Below are 23,976 nucleotides of genomic sequence, written 5' to 3'. Positions count from 1 at the left end.
CCCCCGCCCCTTCCGGCAGCACCAGCCCCGCCTTCCCTTCTTGAAGCCTTTCTTGAAGCCCTTGTGTGCAGAAGGAGTTGCTGATCATGGATGAGACCGCCCGCCGCCGCCTCCGCCACAACGCCCGTACGAACCGTGACGCCGAGCGCAGGAAGGCCGCCGCCGCCCTGCAGCGCGCCCTCGACCGCCGGGACAACGGCGGAGCCACGGGCCACTGACGGCCACTCAGCCCGCACATGCCGGACCGGCGGTCCGCTGGTCCGGCATGTGGACCGGAAGTGTCAGCTCCTGGGACGGCAGGTTAAGGTCGCCGCATGTCTCGCACCATCAGCCTCGCAGTGATCCCCGGTGACGGAATCGGCCAGGAGGTCGTGGCCCAGGGCCTGAAGGTCCTCGCCGCAGTCCTCCCGCAGGACGTGAAACTGGAGACGAAGCACTACGAGCTGGGTGCCAAGCGCTGGCACGCCACGGGCGAGACCCTCACGGACGCGGAGACGGAGCAGCTCCGGCAGCACGACGCGATCCTGCTCGGTGCCATCGGCGACCCGAGCGTGCCCTCCGGCGTCCTGGAGCGCGGGCTGCTGCTCAAGCTGCGGTTCGCCTTCGACCACTTCGTGAATCTCCGGCCGTCGAAGCTCTTCCCGAACACGGAGACCCCTCTGGCCGGGCGCCCCGACATCGACTTCGTGGTCGTGCGCGAGGGCACCGAGGGCCCGTACGTCGGCAACGGCGGCAGCATCCGCACCGGCACGCCCGCCGAGGTCGCCAACGAGGTCAGCGTGAACACCGCCTACGGGGTGGAGCGCGTCGTCCGTGACGCGTACGAGCGCGCGCGGGCACGTCCGCGCAAGAAGCTGACCCTGGTGCACAAGAACAACGTGCTCGTGCACGCGGGCCACCTGTGGAAGAACACCTTCGACAGGGTCGGCGAGGAGTATCCGGACGTCGCCACCGACTATCTGCACGTCGACGCCGCGACGATCTTCCTCGTCCAGGACCCCGCGCGCTTCGACGTGATCGTCACCGACAACCTCTTCGGCGACATCATCACCGACCTCGCCGCCGCCGTGAGCGGCGGTATCGGCCTCGCCGCCTCCGGCAACATCAACCCGACCGGCGAATACCCGTCGATGTTCGAGCCCGTTCACGGCTCCGCGCCCGACATCGCCGGCACGGGCAAGGCGGACCCGACGGCCACCGTCCTCTCCGTCGCACTGATGCTCCGGCACGTCGGCCTGGAGGCCGAGGCCACCCGCGTCGAGGAAGCCGTCACGGGTGACCTCGCCGAGCGCTCAGGGGCCCGGACCACGGACGAGATCGGCGACGCCCTGGCGACGCGAGTATCCGGCTGACCCGGCGCAGGCTCTCGCCGGGCATCGGTGCCCGGCCGCTGTTCCAGTGGGGGGTCGGGGTGCCACCATCCATGCAGGGGCCGCCCACCCGGACTCCCTCTGCGAGCCTCCGCGGGTGATAATCGGACTCGGGGCTGACGCATGAGTGAAAGCTCGGACGTCCCAGTACCACGACGGAGGGCGTACGGGAGCGCGGTCCGCCACGACACACAGTGAAGGACGCGCTCACATGACGACGCCTCGAATCGACTTCGACCTCAAGCCCTCCTCGCAGCCGCTGCCTGCCGCGGAGCGCGAGGCGGTGCTGGCCGACCCGGGCTTCGGCCGTCATTTCACGGACCACATGGTCACGATCAAGTGGACCGAGGGCCGTGGCTGGCACGACGCACAGCTCCAGCCGTACGCCGCGCTGCAACTCGATCCCGCCAACATGACGCTGCACTACGCACAGTCGATCTTCGAGGGGCTGAAGGCGTACCGGCAGCCGGACGGGTCGGTCTCCGCGTTCCGTCCGGACGCCAACGCCCGCCGCTTCCAGCGCAGCGCCCGCCGCCTGGCCATGCCGGCCCTGCCGGAGGAGACGTTCATCGAGGCGTGCGAGCTGCTGGTCCGGCAGGACAAGGACTGGGTGCCGGGCAGCGGCGAGGAGTCGCTCTACCTGCGGCCCTTCATGTTCGCCACCGAGGTGGGCCTCGGGGTGCGGCCCGCCAACGAATACCTGTTCATGCTGATCGCCTCGCCCGCCGGCTCCTACTTCCCCGGCGGCGTCCAGCCGGTGTCCGTCTGGCTCTCCCGGGAGTACGTGCGGGCGGCGCCCGGGGGCACGGGTGAGGCCAAGTGCGCGGGCAACTACGCCGCTTCGCTGGTCGCGCAGGCGGAGGCCGCCGAGCAGGGCTGCGACCAGGTCGTGTGGCTGGACGCGATCGAGCGCCGCTTCATCGAGGAGATGGGCGGCATGAATCTGTACTTCGTCCACGGCTCCGGCGCCGACGCCAGGATCGTCACGCCGTCGCTCACCGGGACGCTCCTGCCCGGCATCACCCGTGACTCGCTGCTCACGCTCGCCGCCGACCTCGGCTACCGGACGGACGAGGCCCGGCTGACCGTCGACGACTGGCGTGAGGGCAACGAGAACGGCACGATCACCGAGGTCTTCGCCTGCGGCACGGCAGCCGTGATCACCCCTGTCGGGGAGGCGAAGTCCGCGAGCGGCGCATGGAAGGTCGGCGACGGGCAGCCCGGCGAGATCACCATGCGGCTGCGCGAGGCTTTGCTCGCCGTGCAGACCGGGCACGCCGAGGACCGGCACGGCTGGATGCGGTCGCTGGCCTGACCTCGGCCGGCGGGCCGGAAAGCGGTGTGGCGGCGCACGCCGCCGGGCGTGCGGGCGTGCGGGTCTGTCGGGCCTCGCCTCCGCACCGCCCGGACCGCCGGTTCCGCGGCGGTCCGGGGCCCCGTCCGCCGTCCACGAGGGACGGCCGTGCGGGCCCGTGGTCCGTTCCGGGCCGGTCGGCCCGCCCGCCGGACCGCCGTTCCGTCCGCCTGCGGAGCGGGGAGGCGCCTGTGCGCACGCACTTTCCGCATCGTGAGACACCTTGCGAGCCTCTGCCCGGTCTGTGCGAGACTCCCCTCGTGTCCTCGTCCGCCATGATTATCGGCAGCAGGCGCGCCGGTCCGCAGTGACCGGCTGCCGCAGGAAAAACCGTGCGGCAGCCGTCACCGTCTCCCAGACCCGCGCGCCAGACCTCTCGCACCCGCGAGGGGTCTTTTTGGTTTCCGGCCCACCCGCAGCCGGAACCGGCGGCCCGAGGAGGAAGCAGGACAGAAGCAGGACAATCGAGGGACAAGCGGGCCCCGGCATCACGGATCTCCCCCTCGTCTCCCAGGAGCACAGCATCCAACAGGAGCCACAGCCGTCATGAGCATGCTCGCCCCGGACGACAACTTCCACATCTTCGACACCACGCTCCGCGACGGTGCCCAGCGCGAGGGCATCAACCTGACCGTCGCCGACAAGATGACCATCGCCCGTCACCTCGACGAGTTCGGCGTCGGCTTCATCGAGGGCGGCTGGCCGGGGGCCAACCCGCGCGACACCGAGTTCTTCGCCCGCGCCCGCGCGGAGATCGACTTCAGGCACGCGCAGCTGGTGGCCTTCGGCGCCACCCGCAAGGCGGGAGTGCGCGCCGCCGACGACGCCCAGGTCAAGGCGCTGGTGGACTCCGGTGCCCCGGTCGTCACGCTCGTCGCGAAGTCGCACGACCGGCACGTCGAGTTGGCGCTGCGCACCTCGCTCGAGGAGAACCTGGAGATGGTCCGGGACACCGTGGCGTACCTGCGGGAGCAGGGCCGCCGCGTCTTCGTGGACTGCGAGCACTTCTTCGACGGCTATTTCGCCGACGCCCGCTACGCGAAGCAGGTCGTGCGCGCCGCGCACGAGGCCGGCGCCGACGTGGTCGTGCTGTGCGACACCAACGGCGGGATGCTCCCCGCGCAGGTCCATGCCGTCGTACGCACCGTCCTGGCCGACACCGGCGCCCGCCTGGGCATCCACGCGCAGGACGACACCGGCTGCGCCGTCGCCAACACCCTCGCCGCGGTGGACGCGGGCGCCAGCCACGTGCAGTGCACAGCCAACGGCTACGGCGAGCGCGTCGGCAACGCCAACCTCTTCCCCGTCACGGCGGCGCTCCAGCTCAAGTACGGCAAGCAGGTGCTGCCCGAGGGCGCGCTCGAGGAGATGACCCGCATCTCGCACGCCATCGCCGAGGTCGTCAACCTCGTGCCCTCCACGCATCAGCCGTACGTCGGCACCTCCGCCTTCGCGCACAAGGCCGGACTGCACGCCTCCGCGATCAAGGTCGATCCGGATCTGTACCAGCACATCGAGCCGGAACTCGTCGGCAACTCCATGCGGATGCTCGTGTCCGACATGGCCGGACGCGCCTCGGTCGAGCTGAAGGGCAGGGAGCTCGGCTACGACCTGGAGGGCGACCGGGATCTGGTGGGCCGGATCGTGGAGCGCGTCAAGGAGCAGGAGCTGAAGGGCTTCACCTACGAGGCGGCGGACGCCTCGTTCGAGCTCCTGCTGCGGGACGAGGTGCACGGCCGGCCCCGGCGCTTCTTCCGCCTGGAGTCCTGGCGGAGCATCGTCGAACAGCGCCCCGACGGCGACCAGGCCAACGAGGCCACGGTCAAGCTGTGGGCGAAGGGCGAGCGCATCGTCGCCACCGGTGAGGGCAACGGGCCGGTCAACGCCCTGGACCGGGCGTTGCGCAGCGGGCTGGAGCGGCTGCACCCGGAGCTTGCCCGGCTCTCCCTCGTCGACTACAAGGTCCGCATCCTCGAGGGCGGGCACGGCACCGACTCCACGACGCGAGTGCTGGTCTCCATGAGCGACGGCGGCGCGGAGTGGTCGACGGTGGGCGTGGCGGACAACATCATCGCAGCGTCGTGGCAGGCCCTGGACGACGCCTACACGTACGGGCTGCTGCGGGCGGGCGTCGAACCGCACGAGTGAGTGACGTCCTGGCCGGGGCCGCCCGGCGGCGACTCCTCCGTTCCGGCCCTGGCTCAGCCGGTCGGCTGCTCAGCCGTTCACGCGTACCGGCAGCACCAGGGTGCTGTTGCCGACGAAGCTCGGCCTCGGCTGCAACTCCTCGTCGGGCACGGACAGTTCGAGGCCCGGATGGCGGTCGAAGAGCGCTTCGAGCGCGACGGCCGCCTCCATGCGGGCGAGTGGCGCGCCGAGGCAGTAGTGCGGGCCGTGACCGAAGGAGAGGTGCTGGTCCGGCGGGCGCGTGACGTCGAAGTGGCCGGCTTCCGGCCCGTAGGTGCGGGGATCGCGTCCGGCGGCCGTGTACCCGGCGAGCACCGGTGTCCCGCGGGGGATGACCGTGCCGCGCCTCTCGGACTGCTGCGGGGAACGCGGACGGGATGAAGAGTCCGCTCTGCGGCCCCGCGGCACAAGAGGATTTGAGGCCAAGCCCCGCTGAACGCGCTTGCACCGTGAACGCCCCCTGTCCCATTGCCGGTTGACCCGGCGGCTGCTAAACCGACGGGGGACCCGAGAGGTCTAAGCCACTTCGAGAGGGGTACAGCCGTGCCGTCCATTCCGATCTGGCCCAGACGCACCTTTCTGGCCGCCTCCGCCGCAACAGCAGCAACCGCCCTCACAGTGACACCGCCGACGGCGCCTCCGGCCGCCGCGCTCGCCCGTGCGAGGCGTCAACAGGAACCGGCCGCCGACGACTTCGGCGCGCTGCGCGAGCGCTGGCTGCGCCTGCGGCTCGGCCACGGCTTCGATCCCGGGGTCGAGCCGTACGCGTCGAGGCTGGCGGAGACCGGTGAACAGGCCGGTGCGCTGCTGGAGCAGATGCAGCCGGCCGACGACTCCCTCTTCCCCGAGTACCCCTTCGACCCGCCGTCCGGGATCACGCAGTCCTACCAGCGGCTCGCGACGATGACCGAGGGCTACGTCCAGCCCGGCACGGGCCGCACCGGCGACCCACGGCTGCTCGACGCCGTGCGGACCGGACTGGCCCATGTGCACGAGCGCGTCTATCACGCCGGCACCGAGCCGTACGGCAACTGGTGGGAGTGGCAGATCGGCAGCCCGCGCCTGCTGCTGGACATCGTCGCGATGCTCTACGACGAGCTCGCGGCCGAGCAGCGCGGCCAATACCTCGCAGCCGTCGACCACTTCCTGCCCGAGTCCGTCTTCGACGAGTACACGGGCCGTTCCACCGGCGCCAACCGCGTCGACTTCTGCCGCGTCTACGCAGTGCGCGGCATCCTCGGTGAGGCCCCCGGCAAGATCACTCTGGCGACGGCCTCCCTCTCTCCCGTCTTCCCGTACGTCACCGAGGGGGACGGGCTCTACGCGGACGGCTCCTTCATCCAGCACACATGGGTGGCCTACTCGGGCACGTACGGCTATGTGCTGCTCGACGGCCTGGGCAGGCTCTTCACCCTGCTGGACGGCACGAGTTGGGAGGTCACCGACCCGGCCCGCCGGATCATCCTGGACAGCGTGGACAACGCCTACGCGCCGCTGCTGCACGACGGGCTCATGATGGACAGCGTCAGCGGCAGGGCCATATCGCGCGGCATCCTCAGGAACGACACCAGGCGGATACGGCAGAGCGACCACACGCGCGGGCATCAACTCATCGCCGCTGTCGCCCTGTTGGGCGGGGGAGCGGACGAGGCCCGGCGCAGGCGCTGGAACGCCATGGTGCGCGGCTGGACCGAGCGGGACACCGCGCTGCCGGTGCTCACCGACCCGCAGTTCGACGTGGCGGACCTCGCGCGGCTGCACGCGGTCGTGGACGAGGACGGGGAGACGGCGCCGGAACCCGTGGAGCACCGGTTGTTTCCGGCCATGGCCCGAGCGGTGCACCGCCGTGCCGGCTGGTGCGTGAACGTCGCCATGGCGTCCGACCGCATCGCCTACTACGAGGCGGGCAACGGCGAGAATCCACGCGGCTGGCACACCGGCGCGGGGATGCTCTCCTGGTGGGGACCGTCCGGAACGCTGAACCAGTACGCGGACGACTTCTGGCCGACCGTCGACTGGTACCGCCTGCCCGGCACGACCGTCTCCACCAAGCGCCTCCCCGACAAGGCAGGAGGGGAGTGGGGGGAGCCCAAGCCGGACGCCCGGTGGGCCGGCGGCGTCACCGACGGCGAATTCGCCGCCGTCGGCCAGCATGTGAGGGGACTGGAGAGCACCCTGACCGCTCGCAAGTCCTGGTTCTGCCTCGACGACGAGATCGTCTGCCTCGGCGCGGGCATCACCTGCGAGGACGGCACGGAGGTGGAGACCGTCTTCGACAACCGCAACCTGGGAGCCCCCGGAAGGTCCGCCGGCGCCGTGGCCCTCACCGTGGACGGACGGAGGTGGGACACGGGCACGGACGGCGCCGGGCGGCCGCGGACCGCCTCACGCGCCGGCTGGGCTCATCTGGAGGGCCACGGCGGCTGGGTCTGGCCGGGCGGCACACGGCTGCGGGTGCTGTGCGAGGAACGCACGGGCGCGTGGTCCGACATCAACGAGGGCAGCGTCCCCGATCCCGTGACCCGCCGCTATGTGACGTTGTGGACCAGTCACGGCAGCGACCCCGACGACGCCGGCTACGTCTACGTGCTGATGCCCGGCGCGGGCGCGGAGCGTGTCGCCGCGCGCGCAGCGGACCGGCGGCGGGTCGTCGTCGACGCCAACACCGCGGCAGTGCAGGCCGTCAGCGTCCGGCACCTGGGCCTGAGCGCCGCGAACTTCTGGACCGCGGGATCGGCGGGCCGGCTCACCTCGGGCGCACCGTCCAGCGTCCTGGTGCGCGCTGCCCGCGGCGGCGGACGGCGCACCGCCACCGTCCACGTGGCAGAACCTCCAAGGACCGGCGAGCCGTTCGAGGTGACGTGGCACCGACCGGTGGGCGAGGTGCTGTCGGCGTCCGACGGTGTCGAGGTGCTCGGCACGGGGCGCTCGCTGCGGCTGCGCGTGACACCGGGGACGGGTGGTACGAGCGTGAGCTGTGCGGTGCGGGTGCCTTGAGCTGCGGTTGTGCGGCTGGACCGGACGGCCCGCGCCAACTTGACAGGGCACCGTCACCGCGCTGTGGGAACCCCACAGCCCGGGGCGGGCCGCGTGAGAGACATCCCTGCCCCGGAGGCGAGCTCGGGCGCCGTTCTGTCCAGCGCGACCATGAATCACGCTCGGACACTGTCTGAATCTGACGAGGATGAACGGCCCTGCCGTTTCGTAGGGTCTATACATGACCGATCAGACCCAGTCGTCGCAGCAGACGCCGCAGGCCGCGGAGACCGCAGCCGCGTCCGAAGCCGCAGCCACCGGGGCGCCGGACGCGCGCGGGCGTGTGGCGGAGCTGCGTGCTCTGCGGGAGCGTGCGTTGCAGGGGCCCAGTGAGCGGGCGACGCAGGCTCAGCACGCGAAGGGGAAGCTGACCGTCCGGGAGCGCATCGAACTGCTGCTGGACGAGGGGACGTTCCGTGAGGTGGAGCCGCTGCGGCGGCACCGTGCCACGGGTTTCGGGCTGGAGGAGAAGAAGCCCTACACCGACGGCGTCGTGACCGGGTGGGGGCTGGTGCACGGCCGGACGGTGTTCGTCTACGCGCACGACTTCCGCATCTTCGGGGGTGCGTTGGGGGAGGCGCACGCCACGAAGATCCACAAGATCATGGATATGGCGATCTCGGCGGGTGCGCCGCTGATCTCTCTCAACGACGGTGCGGGCGCGCGTATCCAGGAGGGCGTCTCGGCGCTCGCCGGGTATGGCGGGATCTTCCAGCGCAACACCCGCGCGTCGGGCGTCATTCCGCAGATCTCGGTGATGCTCGGCCCGTGTGCGGGTGGTGCGGCGTACTCGCCGGCGCTGACGGACTTCGTCTTCATGGTCCGCGACACCTCGCAGATGTTCATCACCGGCCCGGACGTGGTGCAGGCCGTGACCGGCGCGAACGTCTCGCAGAACGGACTGGGCGGCGCGGACGTGCACGCCGCGACCTCGGGCGTCGCGCACTTCGCCTACGACGACGAGCAGACGTGCCTGGAAGAGGTGCGGTACCTGCTGTCGATGCTGCCGAGCAACAACCGCGAGAACCCTCCGGCCGAGGAGAGCTCCGACCCGGTGGACCGGCGCGGCGAGGTGCTGCTCGATCTGGTGCCTGCGGACGGGAACCGCCCGTACGACATGCGCAAGGTCATCGAGGAACTCGTCGACGACGGGGACCTGTTGGAGATCCATGAGCGGTGGGCGACGAACCTGATCGTCTGCCTGGCCAGGATGGACGGCCAGGTCGTCGGCATCATCGCCAACCAGCCCCAGTCGCTGGCCGGGGTCCTGGACATCGAGGCGTCGGAGAAGGGCGCCCGCTTCGTGCAGATGTGCGACGCGTTCAACATCCCCATCGTCACACTGCTGGACGTCCCGGGCTTCCTGCCCGGAGTCGACCAGGAGCACGGCGGAATCATCCGCCACGGGGCGAAGCTGCTGTACGCGTACTGCAACGCGACGGTGCCGCGGATCTCCGTGGTGCTGCGCAAGGCCTACGGCGGCGCGTACATCGTCATGGACTCGCAGTCCATCGGCGCCGACCTGACCTTTGCCTGGCCGACGAACGAGATCGCGGTCATGGGCGCCGAGGGCGCGGCCAACGTGATCTTCCGCCGGGAGATCAACGGCGCTGACGACCCCGAGGCGATGCGGGCGCGGATGGTCAAGGAGTACAAGGCCGAGCTGATGCATCCGTACTACGCGGCCGAACGCGGCCTCGTCGACGACGTCATCGATCCGGCCGAGACCCGCGAAGTCCTCGTCCGCTCCCTGCAGATGCTGCGCAGCAAGCACGCCGATCTGCCCTCACGCAAGCACGGAAACCCCCCTCAGTAAGGGATGAATACTTCGATGAACCCGACCGACACAACTGTCAGCCGTCTCGTCCGCGTGGAGAAGGGCGAGGCCAGCGAGGAGGAACTCGCCGCTGTCACGGCGCTGTTGCTCGCCCGCGCGGCCGCCTCCGCCCGGCACGCCCAGATCCCGGGCTCTCGTGCCGCGGGGAGCGGCAAGGCCGGCTGGAGGCGCCTGGAGCGCGCCCGCGGCTTCCGCGCGCCGCACAGCTGGCAGGGCTGAGGCGCACCGGCCGAGGCGCAACTCGCCGAGGCACGAGCGGAGTCCGGCCCGCCGGGCCGGACTCCGGCGGACAGCCCGGCGAAGTTGCGAACAGCGAGACCCGAACAGTGAGACCCGAACAGCGAAGGACGGCCTCCCGGCGAGTTCACGGGAGGCCGTCCTTCTGTGCCATGGGGCCGTTGTTCAGCCTGCGGGTGCGTCCTCGAGCACGGTGCGCGCCGGATTCGCGGTCTGCGCCTCCAGGTTGTCGAGGTCCCCGGCCTCTTCGGCGACGGCCCTCGTGGTCAACTCGTCCGCGTCCTGGAGGTGGGCCAGGGTGGTGCGGCGCGGGTTGGCTGTGCTGCGCATGATAAGGGTGGTCTTCACGCTCGACCGTACCTCGCACTTTCCAATTGACTTGTCGTTCCGCCGTGTTCTGTAAACAGGCTAGGACCCATTTTCATTTCGTTACGTGACGCGGACGACGCGGAGCGTGTGAGTTTGCTCACCGGAGCGTGAGCAAAAGGGACTTACGTGATGAGGTGTCGTGAGCGCCGAACCGGACATCGGGGCCAGACGTGAGGTTCCGCCTCCGGGTCTGATAGTGCTGGGGCGGGAGGGGTCCGCAATCCCGCGCTGAAAAGTCCGGAATCGCGGAAAGTGTGTCGCACAGGAAGTGACGGAATATTGGCGGAGCGTCACCGCACCCGGCGGGTTTTCCACAGCCCTTGTTGGAGATCCGGCACTGTGCTGGAATTCCACGGACCGCTGCGGGAAACAACCGGCGCGCAGGGGCGCAGAGCAGCGCCGCGCGGCGGTCAGGGGACGCGCGCCGGTCAAATCACGACCGCCAGGGGGGCCTTGGGACCCCCACGACTCGATACCGTCCCGCCGTCCCAAGCGGAGGGGCGCCTGGTCCAGAGGTTGCGACGCTAGTGCAGGGACGTTTCAAGAGGGATGGCAGCGCTGCGGGGGATCCGGAGCCGCGCGGAATGACGGACCGCGGATCCTCACCCCAGCGCGCCCAGCAGAGCGGTCCGACGGCCGCGGTGCACGACGAGGACGGCGGGGCGGCCAACCGTCCGGCCGTCAAAAGCGACAAGAGCGACGAGCAGCGGCTGAGGACGCCTCCCGGGCCGGGTTCGCGAGCCGCCCTGCGCAACTGGCGGATCAGCACGCGCCTGGTGTCGCTCCTCGCGCTGCCCGTGGTCGCTGCAACGACCCTGGGTGCCCTGCGGATTCAGGATTCCCTCGGGAACGTCGACCAGCTCGACAACATGAAGCTGCTCACGGAGATGACCGAGCAGGCGACGGAGCTCGCCTCGGCCCTCCAGGAGGAGCGCGACCGCTCTGCCGGCCCGCTGATCGCCACCGGGGACTCCAAGGACGACACCGTTGTCGGCCCCCGGGAGAAGACGGACCAGTCCTTCCAGGCGTTCAAGGAAGCCACCGCCGACATCGACGGCAGTGACAGGGTGATGGCGGGCGTCCAGTCCACCGTTCTGGACATCACCAGGCAGCTGACGGCGATCAAGAACATCCGCGAGCGGGCGTACGACAACCCGGCGTCGGTCTCGCAGACGGTCAACAGCTACAACCAGCTCATCGACTCGCTGCTCGCCCTGTCACAGGACATGGCGCAGGCGACGAACAACTCCGAGATGATCCAGAGCACGCGTGCTCTCTCGTCGTTCTCCACCGCCAAGGAGTACGCCTCCATCCAGCGGGCGATCATCTCCGCCGGCCTCGCCCGCAAGGGCGGCCCCGAACTCTCCGAGAGCGACCGGCTCTACGCGAAGACGGCCGCCGAGAGCGAGAGCGCCTCGCTCGGCAGCTTCAACCAGATCTACGGCGAGGAGCGCGCCTCCGCGCTGACCAAGCCGCTCGACGGCGGCGTCGTGAACATCACGCTGGCGGACAAGTACCGCGACCGCGTGCTGAACAACCCCGACGGCATCAAGAGCGAGAACCGCTCGTACCCCGACTGGTACGACCAGGACCGCTCGAAGATCGACGAGATGGGGAAGATCGAGTCGACGCTGCTCTCGCAGATGGAGCAGCAGGCCCGCGAGCTGCGTGCCTCCGCCCAGCGCGAGGCGTTCCTCAACGGTGCCGTGATCCTTCTGGTCCTCGGCATCTCCCTCGTCGGAGCGTTCGTCGTCGCCCGCTCCATGGTGCGCTCGCTGCGCCGCCTCCAGGACACGGCCCAGGACGTCGCCCGCAAGCGGCTGCCGGAGCTGGTCCGCCAGATGTCCGAGTCCGAGCCGCAGGATGTGGACACCTCCGTCGAGTCGGTCGGTGTCCACAGCCGGGACGAGATCGGCAAGGTGGCCTCCGCGTTCGACGACGTCCACCGGGAGGCCGTCCGGCTCGCCGGCGAGCAGGCCCTGCTGCGGGGCAACGTCAACGCGATGTTCACCAACCTCTGCCGGCGCAGCCAGGGCCTCATCCAGCGTCAGCTCTCCCTCATATCCGAGCTGGAGTCCCGCGAGGCCGACCCGGACCAGCTCTCCTCGCTCTTCAAGCTGGACCACCTCGCGACCCGCATGCGGCGCAACGGTGAGAACCTCCTCGTCCTCGCGGGCGAGGAGCCGGGCCGCCGCTGGACCAGGCCCGTCCCGCTCGTCGACGTGCTGCGCGCAGCGGCCTCCGAGGTGGAGCAGTACGAGCGGATCGAACTGAACTCCGTTCCGGCCACCGAGGTTGCGGGCCGGGTCGTCAACGACCTCGTGCACCTCCTCGCCGAGCTGCTGGAGAACGCCACGTCGTTCTCCTCGCCGCAGACGAAGGTCAAGGTCACCGGTCACGCACTGCCCGACGGGCGTGTGCTGGTGGAGATACACGACACCGGCATCGGCCTCTCCCCGGAGGACCTCTCGGCGATCAACGAGCGGCTCGCCAGCCCGCCGACCGTCGATGTCTCGGTCTCGCGCCGCATGGGTCTCTTCGTGGTCGGCCGCCTCTCTCTGCGGCACGGCATACGCATCCAGCTGCGCCCGTCCGACTCCGGCGGTACGACCGCCCTCGTCATGCTTCCCGTCGACGTGGCCCAGGGCGGCGCCCAGGGCCCGCAGTCCAAGGGCAAGCCGGCGGGCGCGGGCGGTCCCGGCGGCAACGGCCCGAGCGTGCCCAAGGGCTCGGGGCTCGCCGCGGCGCTGCAGCGCGGGCCGGGCGCCGGCCCCGGCGGTGCCGGCCCGGCCAAGCTCGGCGGTCCCCCCGCGCGTCAGGTGGGCGGCGGCGAGTCCCGTCCCGCACTGCCCGGTTCGGACGTCCCGGTGGGCGCGGGCAGCGGCCAGGGCGACAGCGGCCCTCCGACGACCAACCTCTTCGGCAGCGGTCCCGGCAGCAGTGGTCCCGGCAGGGGCCAGGACGCCCAGGGCCCGCCGAACCGCCAGGTGCCCCCGCTTCCGCAGCGGCCCGGCCCGGCCGGAGCGCTGCCGGGAGGTGCGGGCAGCGACAGTGGCCAGGGAGGCCCGGAGCCCGCCGAGTTCGAGCGGCCCCGCGACGGCTGGGGCGGCCCCTGGGAGCGTGAGAACCAGCCCAGCGGCGAGTACGCCATGCCGCAGTCCCCCTCGGACACGGGTGAGTTCCAGCGTCCGCAGTCCCCGTCCGACACGGGTGAGTTCCAGCGCCCGCAGTCCCCGTCCGACACCGGTGAGTTCGAGCGTCCGCAGCCCGGCGGCCCGAGCGACACCTCACAGTTCATGCGCCCGGACGACTGGAGCCAGCAGCGTCCGAGCTGGGCGACGGCCTCCGGCCCCGCCGAGGACGGCCCCCGCGGTCACGACGAGTCCGAGTCCAGCGAGACCGGCGAGTTCGCCCGCCCCGGCTACACCAGCGCGTCCAGCGGCGGCCAGGGTGCCGCTCCCGGACGCGAGCAGTCGCTGGGCGACCAGGACCCCTCGTACGACCCGGACTTCGGCATACCTTCGGTGCCGCCGGCCGCGGCCGACGCCCCGACGCCGATCTTCGAGTCGATCGAGTCCAACTGGTTCCGTGCCGCGTCCTCGCCGCCTCCGCCGCAGCGGGAGCCATCCGAACCCCCGGCGCAGCCAGAGCGGTCCTCGTCCCAGCACGCGCCCGTTCCGCGGCCAGGGCAGCCGGCTTCGGCCGTGCCGCCGGTGCCGCAGCGGCACGCGGCCCGTGGCTCCGAGGGAGCGGCGGCGAACTCGTCGCACTCCGCCGGTGTTCACCACGCGGCCGACTCCGGTGCCCACTGGGGCGCTTCGCCCAACGACGAGCGCTGGCGCCGCGCGGAGCAGGTGCGCCAGCCCGCAGCGGGCGGAGTGACCACTTCCGGTCTGCCGCGTCGCGTGCCCCGCGCCAACCTGGTCGCGGGTACCGCACAGCAGCAGTCCTCCGCACAAGCAGGACCGCAGGTCTCGCGTGCACCCGATGACGTCCGCGGCAGGCTGACGAACCTCCGTCGCGGCATCCAGCAGGGCCGACAAGCCGGTACAACGAACGGCCGCGGCACAGGCCCCCATTACCAGCAGGAGCGTTAGTTGAGTCCGATGAGCCAGGCGGCGCAGAATCTGAACTGGTTGATCACCAACTTCGTGGACAACACCCCAGGTGTGTCGCACACGGTGGTGGTCTCCGCGGACGGCCTCCTTCTGGCCATGTCCGAGGGATTCCCGCGCGACCGCGCCGATCAGTTGGCGGCGGTCGCGTCCGGGCTGACCTCACTTACCGCGGGTGCCTCCCGCATCTTCGAGGGAGGCCCCGTCAACCAGACCGTGGTGGAGATGGAACGAGGCTTCCTCTTCATCATGTCCATCTCCGACGGCTCGTCCCTGGCGGTCCTCGCCCATCCTGAGGCTGACATCGGTCTCATCGGATACGAGATGGCACTGCTCGTGGACCGCGCAGGAACCGTCCTCACCCCTGACGTGCGCGCAGAACTGCAGGGGAGCATCCTCAACTGATCCGAAAGCCTCCCGACATGAGCCACCTCAGACCGTTAGTCGACCCCGATCTCATGCCTTCCCCGGAGGAGCCATGACCCCGCCAGCCTCGCCCGGCCCGTACGGTGCCCCATACCAGCACGCACCGTACGGAGGTGAGGGCGACCAGCCGCTGGTGCGCCCTTATGCGATGACGGGCGGCCGAACCCGGCCGCGCTATCAGCTCGCCATCGAAGCGCTGGTGAGCACGAGCGCCGACCCGGTTCAGCTTCAGGGTCTTCTCCCGGAACACCAGCGCATCTGTCATCTGTGCCGGGAGGTCAAGTCGGTCGCGGAGGTATCGGCCCTGCTGGCGATACCGCTGGGTGTGGCCCGGATCCTGGTCGCCGATCTCGCCGAGGCCGGAATGGTGGCCATCCACCAGCCCGGCGGTGGCTCCGAGCCCGGCGGCGCGCCAGATGTGACGTTGCTCGAAAGGGTGCTCAGTGGACTTCGCAAGCTCTAGCCCGCAGACGGGCCAGATGGTGGGTTACGGAGCCGGAGCCCCGACGCCCGGCCGTTCGACGACCTCCGCGAAGATCGTGGTGGCCGGCGGCTTCGGCGTGGGCAAGACGACTTTCGTGGGCGCGGTCTCCGAGATCAATCCCCTCCGTACCGAAGCGGTCATGACGTCCGCGTCCGCCGGGATCGACGATCTGACCCACACCGGAGGCAAGACCACCACAACGGTGGCCATGGACTTCGGCCGCATCACGCTCGACGACGACCTGATCCTGTACCTCTTCGGTACGCCCGGGCAGGATCGTTTCTGGTTCATGTGGGACGACTTGGTCCGCGGCGCGATCGGCGCGGTCGTCCTGGTGGACACCCGCCGCCTGGCGGACTGCTTCCCGGCAGTGGACTACTTCGAGAACTCGGGCCTGCCGTTCATCATCGCGCTGAACGGTTTCGACGGGCATCAGCCCTACACACCCGAAGAGGTCCGCGAGGCCCTGCAGATCGGCCCGGACGCTCCCATCATCGTCACCGACGCCAGGCACCGTGCCGAGGCGAAGAGTGCCCTGATCACGCTGGTCGAGCACGCCCTGCTCGCCCGGCTGAAGTGAGACGCGCAGTCAACTCGACGCGTGGTACGGCGAGTTGATCACACAGCCGGGCAGGGGCTCCTCCGCCCGGCTGTGTTGTTCGCCATGAACTCCTTCATGTTCATAACGTTTCGACAGTGAATTACGCCGCCGTGAACACGGCTGGCGAGCGCAAGGCTTCACTCTGCTCACAAAATCCGGTCCATTTGCCCTCCTTGCCCCCATGTGCCCGGTTTGCGGGGCCTGTTGACTCTCGCCGGGGCCCCCGCGCAGGTGTTTGGTGGACTCGGCCCTGACGTGCTGAAATGCGCTGAACTCAGCAGTAACGAGTTGGCACGTCGCCGACCCATGGACGTCGGACACGGACACCGAGGGTCAAGAGGTGAGGAGTCGCGTGAGGCGAAGCAAGACGGGCGCTGCGACCGGAACCCGGGAGGGGTCCAGGGGTAACTTCACCCCGCCGTCGCGGAGTTCGGTGACATCCGGCCTTCCCGGCGGTACGGGCCGTTCGGGCAGCCGCCTGGCCGTGCGCAACTGGCGCGTGAGGACGAGGCTGTACGCCATCCTCCTGATCCCCGTACTCGTCGGCCTCGTCTTCGGCGGCTTCCGCGTGAGCGACTCCGTGGACACCTGGAACGAGGCGAGGGACGCCGAGCGCACGGCCGAACTCGTGCGAGCCGCCGCCACGTACGGCAACGCCCTCATCGACGAGCGCGACCGCACCGCCGAACCCCTGCTCGCGGGGCGGCGTAACGATCCGGCAGTGGAGCGGGCCCGCACGGTCACCGACCGTGCCAAGAAGGACTTCGACCAGGCCGCGTCCCGGATGCCCGACAAGCCCGGCCTCGAGCGCCGTCTCGCCGTCTTCCGCAAGGTGGAGCCCAAGCTGGGCGCGCTGCGTACCGCCGCCTACAGCGAGCGGCTGGGCGGCGTGGAGACCGAGGAGGGCTACGTCGCCGTCCAGCACCCGCTGATGGAGTTCGCCAACGAACTCGGCTTCGGCACCGGCAACATCACCTCCTACGGCCGTACCGTCTACTCCGTCTCGCTGGGCAAGGCCGCCCAGTCCCTGGAGCGCTCCATAGGCATGCACCTGCTGGTGCGGCCCGGTCCCGGCAAGGCGGACGTGAAGCGGCAGTACACGGGCCTGACTTCGTACGCCTACCTGGAGCGGATCGCCATGGAGGAGTACGTCGGCGGCGGCCGCCCCGAGGACGTGGACCTCCTGAAGCGGGAGACCGCCAAGGCCTCCGCGAAGGGCAAGGAGCGCGTGGCCGAGGCCCGGGCCAAGGCGATCGCCGCCGGCAGGGACTTCGTGCCGCCGCCGTCGACGCAGAAGGCGATCCCGATGATCGTCTCGGGCGCCGGCAAGCGGGCTCTGGCGTCCAAGGGCGTCACCCCGGAGAGCTGGTTCGCGACGACCACCGCCAAGTTCGACGCCTACCGCGCCGTCGAGAAGGAGCTGACGGAGCGCGCCGTGGGCGAGACCCGCCAGATCTCCGACGACGCCGCTCGCGACGCCCTGGTCAACGCGGTGATCGTGCTGGTCGCGCTGCTGGTCGCGTTCTTCCTGGCCGGCATGATGGCCCGCTCGATGAGCCGCAGCATGGGCAATCTGCGCAACGCCGCCTTCGACGTCGCCCAGCAGCGGCTGCCGATGCTCGTCGACCAGCTCTCGCGGACGGACCCCGGCCGCGTCGACACCCGCGTCGAGCCCATCCCGATCGACAGCACCGACGAGATCGGCGAAGTCGCCCGCGCCTTCGACCAGGTGCACCGCGAGGCGGTGCGCCTCGCCGCCGAACAGGCACTGCTGCGCGGCAACGTCAATGCGATCTTCACCAACCTCTCCAGCCGCAACCAGGGCCTCATCGAACGCCAACTCGGCCTGATCTCCGACCTGGAGAACAACGAGGCCGACCCGGACCAGCTGGAGAGCCTCTTCCGCCTGGACCACCTCGCGACCCGCATGCGGCGCAACGGTGAGAACCTCCTCGTCCTCGCCGGTGAGGAGCCCGGCCGCAGCTGGAACGAGCCGGTGCCGCTCGTGGACATCCTGCGCGCAGCCTCGTCCGAGGTGGAGCACTACGAGCGCATCGAGCTCTCCGGCATCCCCGAGATCGAGATCCACGGCCAGGTCGTGAACGACCTCGTGCACCTTCTCGCCGAGCTGCTGGAGAACGCCACGTCGTTCTCCTCGCCGCAGACGAGGGTCGACGTCAACGCGACGCGGCTGCCCGACGACCGCGTCGTGGTCGAGATCCACGACAAGGGAGTGGGCCTGACCGGGGAGGACTTCGCGGAGATCAATCACAAGCTGGCCAATCCGCCCACCGTGGACGCCAGCCTCGCCCGCCGCATGGGCCTGTTCGTGGTCGGCCGCCTCGCCGACCGGCACGGCATCCGCGTCCAGCTCCGGCCCTCGGGTGAGCAGCTGGGCACGACGTGCCTGGTGATGCTGCCCGAAGCCATCACACGCGGAGGCGGCGGCGAGGAAGAGGGCTACGAGGACTTCACGGTCTCCCGGATCATGCCGGAACAGCCCTCTCCGCCCGGTTCCGGGCCGGACGGGCGCGGGCTGCCCTCCTCCCGCGCCGCGGGGGAACTCGGCTTCGACGACGGCCGCTACAAGGTGCCCGACGACCTCTCCTCGCTCGGTCCCCTGGACCGGGACGCAAACGCGCCGCTGCGGGACGGGCGCCGCAAGGCGCTGGAGAACCGCCAGGGCGCCCCGGAGTGGGAGGGTCCGCGCGAGGAGACACCGCAGCCGCAGAACTTCCGGGAGCAGCAGGAGCAGCCGCCGCAGGGGCCGGCGCCCCAGCAGTGGCAGGAGCCGCGTGAGCACCGCCAGGAGGCGGGGGAGCAGTGGCAGGCCCCTCAGGAGCCCCTGGAGCGGCCTCGTGAGTGGGAGCAGCGCGGAGGGGGCTCCGGGTTCTTCTCACAGTCGCCGTCGCCGTTCGACGAGTCACGGCCGACGGACGGGCCCCAACTGGCCGGTGGACCCGAGCAGTTGCCGCCCCGGGGCACCGCCTACCCTTCCCAGGGAGCGGAAGCGGAATCACGTTCGGGCGTTCACGAGAATGGCCGGGACCGCGTAGGCTTCGACCGTCCGGGCCCTGCCCCGAGCAGTTATCGCACCACAACCGGCGCAGGCTTGCCGCGCCGGGAGGCGGGGCGATCACGGCAAGAGGCGGGACCGGAAGAGCAACACCAGCAGCACCAGCCTCAACCGGAACCTTCCGAGGATTGGCGCAACGCCAACGACGAGCGCTGGAGCCGGGCAGGCCGGCTGCGTGACCCGCAGTCCAGTGGTCTCACCGCATCCGGCCTTCCCCGGCGGGTGCCCAGGGCCAACCTGGTCGCGGGCACCGCCGATGCGAACCCGCAGGGAGGTCCCATGGTCTCCCGCGCACCCGAGGACGTCCGCGGCAGGCTGAGCAACCTCCACCGCGGCGTACGCCGAGGGCGCGGCGCGGGTGATGCCTCCCGGAATGACCAACAGGGCTTCGGCCCCGGCAGCACCTACGATCAGGAGCGTTAGTGTGAGCCCGATGAGCCAGGCGGCGCAGAACCTGAACTGGTTGATCACCAACTTCGTGGACAGCACCCCGGGTGTTTCCCACACAGTGGTGGTCTCTGCGGACGGACTTCTGCTCGCGATGTCCGAGGGCTTCCCGCGTGACCGCGCCGATCAGTTGGCGGCGGTCGCGTCCGGGCTTACCTCACTCACCGCCGGAGCCTCCCGCATCTTCGAGGGCGGCAGCGTTAACCAGACGGTTGTGGAGATGGAGCGAGGATTTCTCTTCATCATGTCCATTTCCGACGGCTCGGCGCTCGCGGTTCTCGCACATCCCGAGGCCGACATCGGACTTGTCGGCTACGAAATGGCACTTCTCGTCGACCGCGCAGGCACGGTTCTCACACCCGACCTCCGCGCTGAACTGCAAGGAAGCCTGCTGAACTAGTTCCCAACCGGCAGACAGGCAGTGCGCGTTGCGCCCAGGCGCCATAAGGTGCGTTGAGTGCGGTGCCGCTGAAGGTGGTGCTGAAGCAGGACGGAACAATGTGTGGCCCGCACATCCGTGAGTCGGAGGAGGAAACATGACATTGCCCCCAGGCGGTCCGTCCTCGTACGGCAGCGGTCATGGTGAGAACGAGCGCCTCAAGCGCTTCAACTTCCCCTCCGCACCCAGCAGGCATGCCGCCGGCGGGCAGCCCGGCGACGAGACGCAGGGGCCGGCCCAGCAACCGCCGGGTCCGCGGCGCCGCCAGACCTCGCGGTACGAGGACGGGGCGTACGACTCGTCGCGCTACGACCGCGAATTCGAGCGGCGCCAGTTCGAACAGGCGCCGCCGCCCCGCATCCAGCCGGTGCAGCCGCAGCCGCGCAAGGACCAGGCCTACCAGGGTGGCCGCAGTGAGCAGCAGCCGCTGGTGCGCCCGTACGCCATGACGGGTGGACGGACCCGTCCCCGCTACCAGCTCGCCATCGAGGCGCTGGTGCACACCTCGGCCGAACCCGCCAGGCTGCAGGGGCAGTTGCCCGAGCACCAGCGGATCTGCCGCCTGTGCTACGAGATCAAATCGGTAGCTGAGATCTCCGCACTTCTCACCATTCCCCTCGGCGTCGCCCGTATCCTCGTCGCCGACCTGGCCGAAGCGGGTCTTGTCGCCATCCACCAGCCGGGCGGCGACGACACCAACTCCGACGGCCAGCCAGACGTGACACTGCTCGAAAGGGTGCTCAGTGGACTTCGGAAGCTCTAGCGGCGGCGCTGCTGCCCGTTCCACCACTTCCGCGAAGATCGTGGTTGCTGGCGGATTCGGTGTGGGCAAGACGACGTTCGTCGGTGCCGTGTCGGAGATCAATCCGCTGCGCACCGAGGCCGTGATGACTTCGGCGTCGGCGGGTATCGACGACCTGTCGCACACCGCGGACAAGACCACCACCACGGTGGCCATGGACTTCGGCCGCATCACCCTGGACCAGGACCTGATCCTGTACCTCTTCGGTACACCCGGGCAGGACCGCTTCTGGTTCATGTGGGACGACCTGGTGCGCGGTGCAATCGGTGCCGTCGTCCTCGTCGACACGCGCCGTCTCGCGGACTGCTTTCCCGCCGTGGACTACTTCGAGAACTCCGGCCTTCCGTTCGTGATCGCGCTGAACGGCTTCGACGGGCATCAGCCCTACACGCCGGAGGAGGTGCGCGAGGCCCTGCAGATCGGGCCCGACGCCCCGATCATCACCACGGACGCCCGTCACCGCGCGGACGCGAAGAGCGCGCTGATCACGCTGGTCGAGCACGCGCTGATGGCGCGCCTGCGTTAGGCGCCCGGGTGCGGCCGGGAGGCCGCTCCGAACGACGAAGAGCCGGACCTGTGGTCCGGCTCTCGTCGTCTGCACCGTCGCGCACGTATCCCCGGCCGCCAGGACCGCACGCGCACCGGTCGCGCGTGACGGTGCCCGTGCGCGGCCGCGCACGGGCCGGCGAAGCGGCGGCGGGGAGGGTGGGGGCGCGGCCCACCCGGCCGCGTGGAATACGCTGGAGCGTCGTCACCCCGTCCGGCCACGTCTGAAGGGCAGCCCGAACCCGTGCGCATCGCAAGATTCTCCCTCGACGGCAACGTCGCCTTCGGTGTCGTGGAAGGGGACGCGCAGACCGAAGGCGGCCCCGTACTCGACATCATCAAGGGCCACCCCTTCGCGGAGTTCGAGCGCTCGGGCCAGAAGATCCCCCTGGACAAGGTCCGGCTGCTGCCGCCCGTGCTGCCCAACAAGGTCGTCGCCATCGGCCGCAACTACGCCGAGCACGCCAAGGAGTTGGGCAACGAGGTCCCCGACTCTCCGGTCGTCTTCTTCAAGCCGTCCACATCCGTGTGCGGCCCGCACGACCCGGTGACCTATCCCTCCTTCTCGTCCGAGGTGCACTACGAGGCCGAACTGGCCGTCGTCATCGGCCGGTTGTGCAAAGACGTGCCCCGTGAGCGCGTCAAGGACGTGATCCTCGGCTACACCTGCGGCAACGACATCACCGCCCGCGACGTCCAGCGCGCCGAGTCGCAGTGGGCCCGGGCCAAGGGCTTCGACACCTCCTGTCCGCTCGGCCCGTGGGTCGAAACCGAGCTGGACGCCTCCGACCTCGGCGTGATGTGCACAGTCAACGGCGAGCAGCGCCAGCTCGGGCGCACGAGCGAGATGGTCCGCTCTGTCGAGGACCTGGTCGTCCACATCACGGAGGCCATGACGCTGCTGCCGGGTGACGTCATCCTCACCGGAACCCCGGCGGGCGTCGGCCCGCTCGTCGTCGGCGACGAGGTCGCCGTCACCATCGAAGGCATCGGCACTCTCACCAACAAGGTGGTCAAGCGTGACTGAGGCGACCGCGCCCGCATCCCCGTCCACGGCCGTCACGAAGGACGTACGCGTACGGTTCTGCCCCTCACCGACGGGCAACCCCCACGTCGGCCTCATCCGGACCGCCCTGTTCAACTGGGCGTTCGCCCGGCACCACGGCGGCACGCTCGTCTTCCGCATCGAGGACACCGACGCCGCCCGCGACACGGAGGAGTCCTACGAGCAACTGCTGGACTCCATGCGCTGGCTCGGCCTCGACTGGGACGAGGGACCCACGGCGTTCGACGCCGCCTCCGGCGGCCCTGGGGGTACCGCCCGGGCCGCAGGCCCAGGGGGAGGCCCGCACGGCCCCTACCGCCAGTCGCAGCGCACCGAGATCTACGCCGACATCGCGGCCAGGCTCCAGGAGGAGGGCTTCGCCTACCCCTGCTACTGCACCGCCGAGGAGCTGGAGGTGCGCCGTGAGGCCGCCCGCAAGGCCGGCAGGCCCTCCGGCTACGACGGCAAGTGCCGCGAACTGACCGCGGAGCAGATCGCCGCGTACGAGGCCGAAGGACGCACGCACATCGTCCGCTTCCGCATGCCGGACGAGCCGATCACGTTCACCGACCTGGTCCGCGGAGAGCTGACGTTCTCGCCCGAGAACGTCACGGACTACGGCATCGTGCGCGCCAACGGAGCGCCGCTCTACACGCTGGTCAACCCCGTCGACGACGCGCTGATGGAGATCACGCACGTGCTGCGCGGCGAGGACCTGCTCTCCTCCACCCCGCGCCAGATCGCCCTCTACCGGGCCCTGGCGCAGCTCGGCGTCGGCGCCGGCACGATTCCGGCCTTCGGTCATCTCCCGTACGTGATGGGCGAGGGCAACAAGAAGCTCTCCAAGCGCGACCCGCAGGCCTCCCTCAACCTCTACCGCGAGCGCGGGTTCCTGCCCCAGGGGCTGCTCAATTACCTTGCGCTGCTGGGCTGGTCGATCGCCGAGGACCGCGACATCTTCTCGCTCGACGAGATGATCGCCGCATTCGAGATCTCCGACGTCAACGCCAACCCGGCCCGCTTCGACCTGAAGAAGTGCGAGGCCATCAACGCCACGCACCTGCGTGAGATGCCGCCCGGGGACTTCGTCGCGGCCTGCGAGCCCTGGCTGCACGCCCCGTACGCTCCGTGGCGCGAGGAGTCGTTCGACAGGGCCGCCTTCGAGGAGCTGGCCCCCCTCGCGCAGACGCGGCTGACGGTCCTCTCCGACATCACCGCCAACGTCGACTTCCTCTTCCTGGACGAGCCCGCCTGGGACGAGGCGTCCTGGACGAAGGCGATGAAGCCGGGCGCCGAGGACGTGCTGCGCACCGCCCGCACCAAGCTCGCCGGCGCCGACTGGAAGGCCGAGGCCCTCAAGGACGCGGTGCTGGCGGCGGGCGAGGAGCACGGCCTCAAGCTCGGCAAGGCCCAGGCTCCGGTGCGCGTCGCGGTCACGGGCCGCACGGTGGGCCTGCCGCTCTTCGAGTCGCTCGAAGTCCTGGGCCGCGAGCGCACGCTGGCCCGCGTGGACGCGGCGCTGGAGAAGGTGGCGGCCCGGCAGGAGGGCTGAACCCCGCGATCCGATGTGTGACGACGGACCGCCGCCCCTGGCCCGGAAGTCAT

18 protein-coding genes and 1 pseudogene are annotated in these 23,976 nt (G+C 70.2%); 17 read left to right on the top strand and 2 right to left on the bottom strand.

Annotated features, from left to right (window positions below):
• The first annotated feature begins 86 nt into the window (after nucleotides 1–86).
• The 4 genes from EV375_RS29670 (at nucleotide 87) to cimA (ending at nucleotide 4,872) form a co-directional block, all read left to right on the top strand.
• Nucleotides 87–218: a hypothetical protein gene (locus EV375_RS29670; protein ID WP_281393672.1), complete on the top strand. Its 132-nt coding sequence runs from the start codon at nucleotides 87–89 to the stop codon at nucleotides 216–218.
• Between the two features lie 96 nt (nucleotides 219–314).
• The gene (locus EV375_RS10855) at nucleotides 315–1,352 is read left to right on the top strand and encodes a 3-isopropylmalate dehydrogenase (protein WP_130299260.1); all 1,038 of its coding nucleotides are present in this window, start codon (nucleotides 315–317) and stop codon (nucleotides 1,350–1,352) included.
• Nucleotides 1,353–1,581: 229 nt separating this feature from the next.
• A complete protein-coding gene (locus tag EV375_RS10850) occupies nucleotides 1,582–2,685 on the top strand; it encodes a branched-chain amino acid aminotransferase (RefSeq protein ID WP_130299259.1) in 1,104 nt (367 codons plus the stop codon).
• A 585-nt stretch (nucleotides 2,686–3,270) separates the two neighbouring features.
• On the top strand, nucleotides 3,271–4,872 hold the full coding sequence (cimA, locus tag EV375_RS10840; protein ID WP_130299257.1) for a citramalate synthase: 1,602 nt from the start codon (nucleotides 3,271–3,273) through the stop codon (nucleotides 4,870–4,872).
• Between the two features lie 69 nt (nucleotides 4,873–4,941).
• Here cimA and EV375_RS10835 read toward each other — a convergent pair.
• Nucleotides 4,942–5,370: pseudogene (locus EV375_RS10835) on the bottom strand (cytochrome P450); the annotation flags it as partial.
• 93 nt (nucleotides 5,371–5,463) lie between these two features.
• Here EV375_RS10835 and EV375_RS10830 point away from each other — a divergent pair.
• From EV375_RS10830 to EV375_RS10820, 3 genes are all read left to right on the top strand, one after another.
• Entirely contained in the window at nucleotides 5,464–7,908 is a 2,445-nt protein-coding gene (locus EV375_RS10830; protein ID WP_486588722.1) for a polysaccharide lyase 8 family protein, read from the top strand.
• Nucleotides 7,909–8,128: 220 nt separating this feature from the next.
• Nucleotides 8,129–9,763 carry an acyl-CoA carboxylase subunit beta gene (locus EV375_RS10825; protein WP_130299254.1) on the top strand — a complete coding sequence of 545 codons (1,635 nt, stop codon included), beginning with the start codon at nucleotides 8,129–8,131 and terminating at the stop codon, nucleotides 9,761–9,763.
• 15 nt (nucleotides 9,764–9,778) lie between these two features.
• Nucleotides 9,779–10,003, top strand: coding sequence for an acyl-CoA carboxylase epsilon subunit (locus tag EV375_RS10820; protein WP_130299253.1), 225 nt, complete (start codon nucleotides 9,779–9,781; stop codon nucleotides 10,001–10,003).
• Between the two features lie 183 nt (nucleotides 10,004–10,186).
• On the opposite strand, the gene EV375_RS10815 is transcribed toward EV375_RS10820, so the two are convergent.
• Nucleotides 10,187–10,369 (bottom strand): hypothetical protein, encoded by a 183-nt coding sequence (locus tag EV375_RS10815; protein ID WP_130299252.1) that lies wholly within the window; start codon nucleotides 10,367–10,369, stop codon nucleotides 10,187–10,189.
• A gap of 548 nt (nucleotides 10,370–10,917) precedes the next feature.
• Here EV375_RS10815 and EV375_RS10810 point away from each other — a divergent pair.
• The 10 genes from EV375_RS10810 to gltX all read left to right on the top strand — a co-directional run bounded on the left by EV375_RS10810 (nucleotide 10,918) and on the right by gltX (nucleotide 23,923).
• A complete protein-coding gene (locus tag EV375_RS10810) occupies nucleotides 10,918–14,487 on the top strand; it encodes a nitrate- and nitrite sensing domain-containing protein (RefSeq protein WP_130299251.1) in 3,570 nt (1,189 codons plus the stop codon).
• A gap of 9 nt (nucleotides 14,488–14,496) precedes the next feature.
• Complete coding sequence (locus EV375_RS10805) at nucleotides 14,497–14,910, top strand: roadblock/LC7 domain-containing protein (RefSeq protein ID WP_028435354.1); 414 nt, start codon at nucleotides 14,497–14,499, stop codon at nucleotides 14,908–14,910.
• A 73-nt stretch (nucleotides 14,911–14,983) separates the two neighbouring features.
• The gene (locus EV375_RS10800) at nucleotides 14,984–15,394 is read left to right on the top strand and encodes a DUF742 domain-containing protein (protein ID WP_028435355.1); all 411 of its coding nucleotides are present in this window, start codon (nucleotides 14,984–14,986) and stop codon (nucleotides 15,392–15,394) included.
• The gene (locus EV375_RS10795; RefSeq protein WP_425508060.1) at nucleotides 15,375–15,995 is read left to right on the top strand and encodes a GTP-binding protein; all 621 of its coding nucleotides are present in this window, start codon (nucleotides 15,375–15,377) and stop codon (nucleotides 15,993–15,995) included. Before EV375_RS10800 ends, EV375_RS10795 begins: the two co-directional genes overlap by 20 nt.
• Before the next feature lie 373 nt (nucleotides 15,996–16,368).
• Nucleotides 16,369–19,515 carry a nitrate- and nitrite sensing domain-containing protein gene (locus EV375_RS10790; RefSeq protein WP_130299250.1) on the top strand — a complete coding sequence of 1,049 codons (3,147 nt, stop codon included), beginning with the start codon at nucleotides 16,369–16,371 and terminating at the stop codon, nucleotides 19,513–19,515.
• A 10-nt stretch (nucleotides 19,516–19,525) separates the two neighbouring features.
• On the top strand, nucleotides 19,526–19,939 hold the full coding sequence (locus EV375_RS10785; RefSeq protein WP_037975732.1) for a roadblock/LC7 domain-containing protein: 414 nt from the start codon (nucleotides 19,526–19,528) through the stop codon (nucleotides 19,937–19,939).
• Nucleotides 19,940–20,075: 136 nt separating this feature from the next.
• Nucleotides 20,076–20,741: a DUF742 domain-containing protein gene (locus EV375_RS10780; protein ID WP_130299249.1), complete on the top strand. Its 666-nt coding sequence runs from the start codon at nucleotides 20,076–20,078 to the stop codon at nucleotides 20,739–20,741.
• Entirely contained in the window at nucleotides 20,722–21,306 is a 585-nt protein-coding gene (locus tag EV375_RS10775; protein WP_028435360.1) for a GTP-binding protein, read from the top strand. The genes EV375_RS10780 and EV375_RS10775 overlap by 20 nt, the downstream gene beginning before the upstream one ends.
• A gap of 264 nt (nucleotides 21,307–21,570) precedes the next feature.
• Complete coding sequence (locus EV375_RS10770; RefSeq protein ID WP_130299248.1) at nucleotides 21,571–22,353, top strand: fumarylacetoacetate hydrolase family protein; 783 nt, start codon at nucleotides 21,571–21,573, stop codon at nucleotides 22,351–22,353.
• On the top strand, nucleotides 22,346–23,923 hold the full coding sequence (gltX, locus tag EV375_RS10765; protein ID WP_130299247.1) for a glutamate--tRNA ligase: 1,578 nt from the start codon (nucleotides 22,346–22,348) through the stop codon (nucleotides 23,921–23,923). Before EV375_RS10770 ends, gltX begins: the two co-directional genes overlap by 8 nt.
• Nucleotides 23,924–23,976: the final 53 nt, after the last annotated feature.

It is taken from the genome of Streptomyces sp. CNZ301, assembly GCF_004217425.1.
This window is presented reverse-complemented; position numbering and strand designations above follow the sequence as displayed.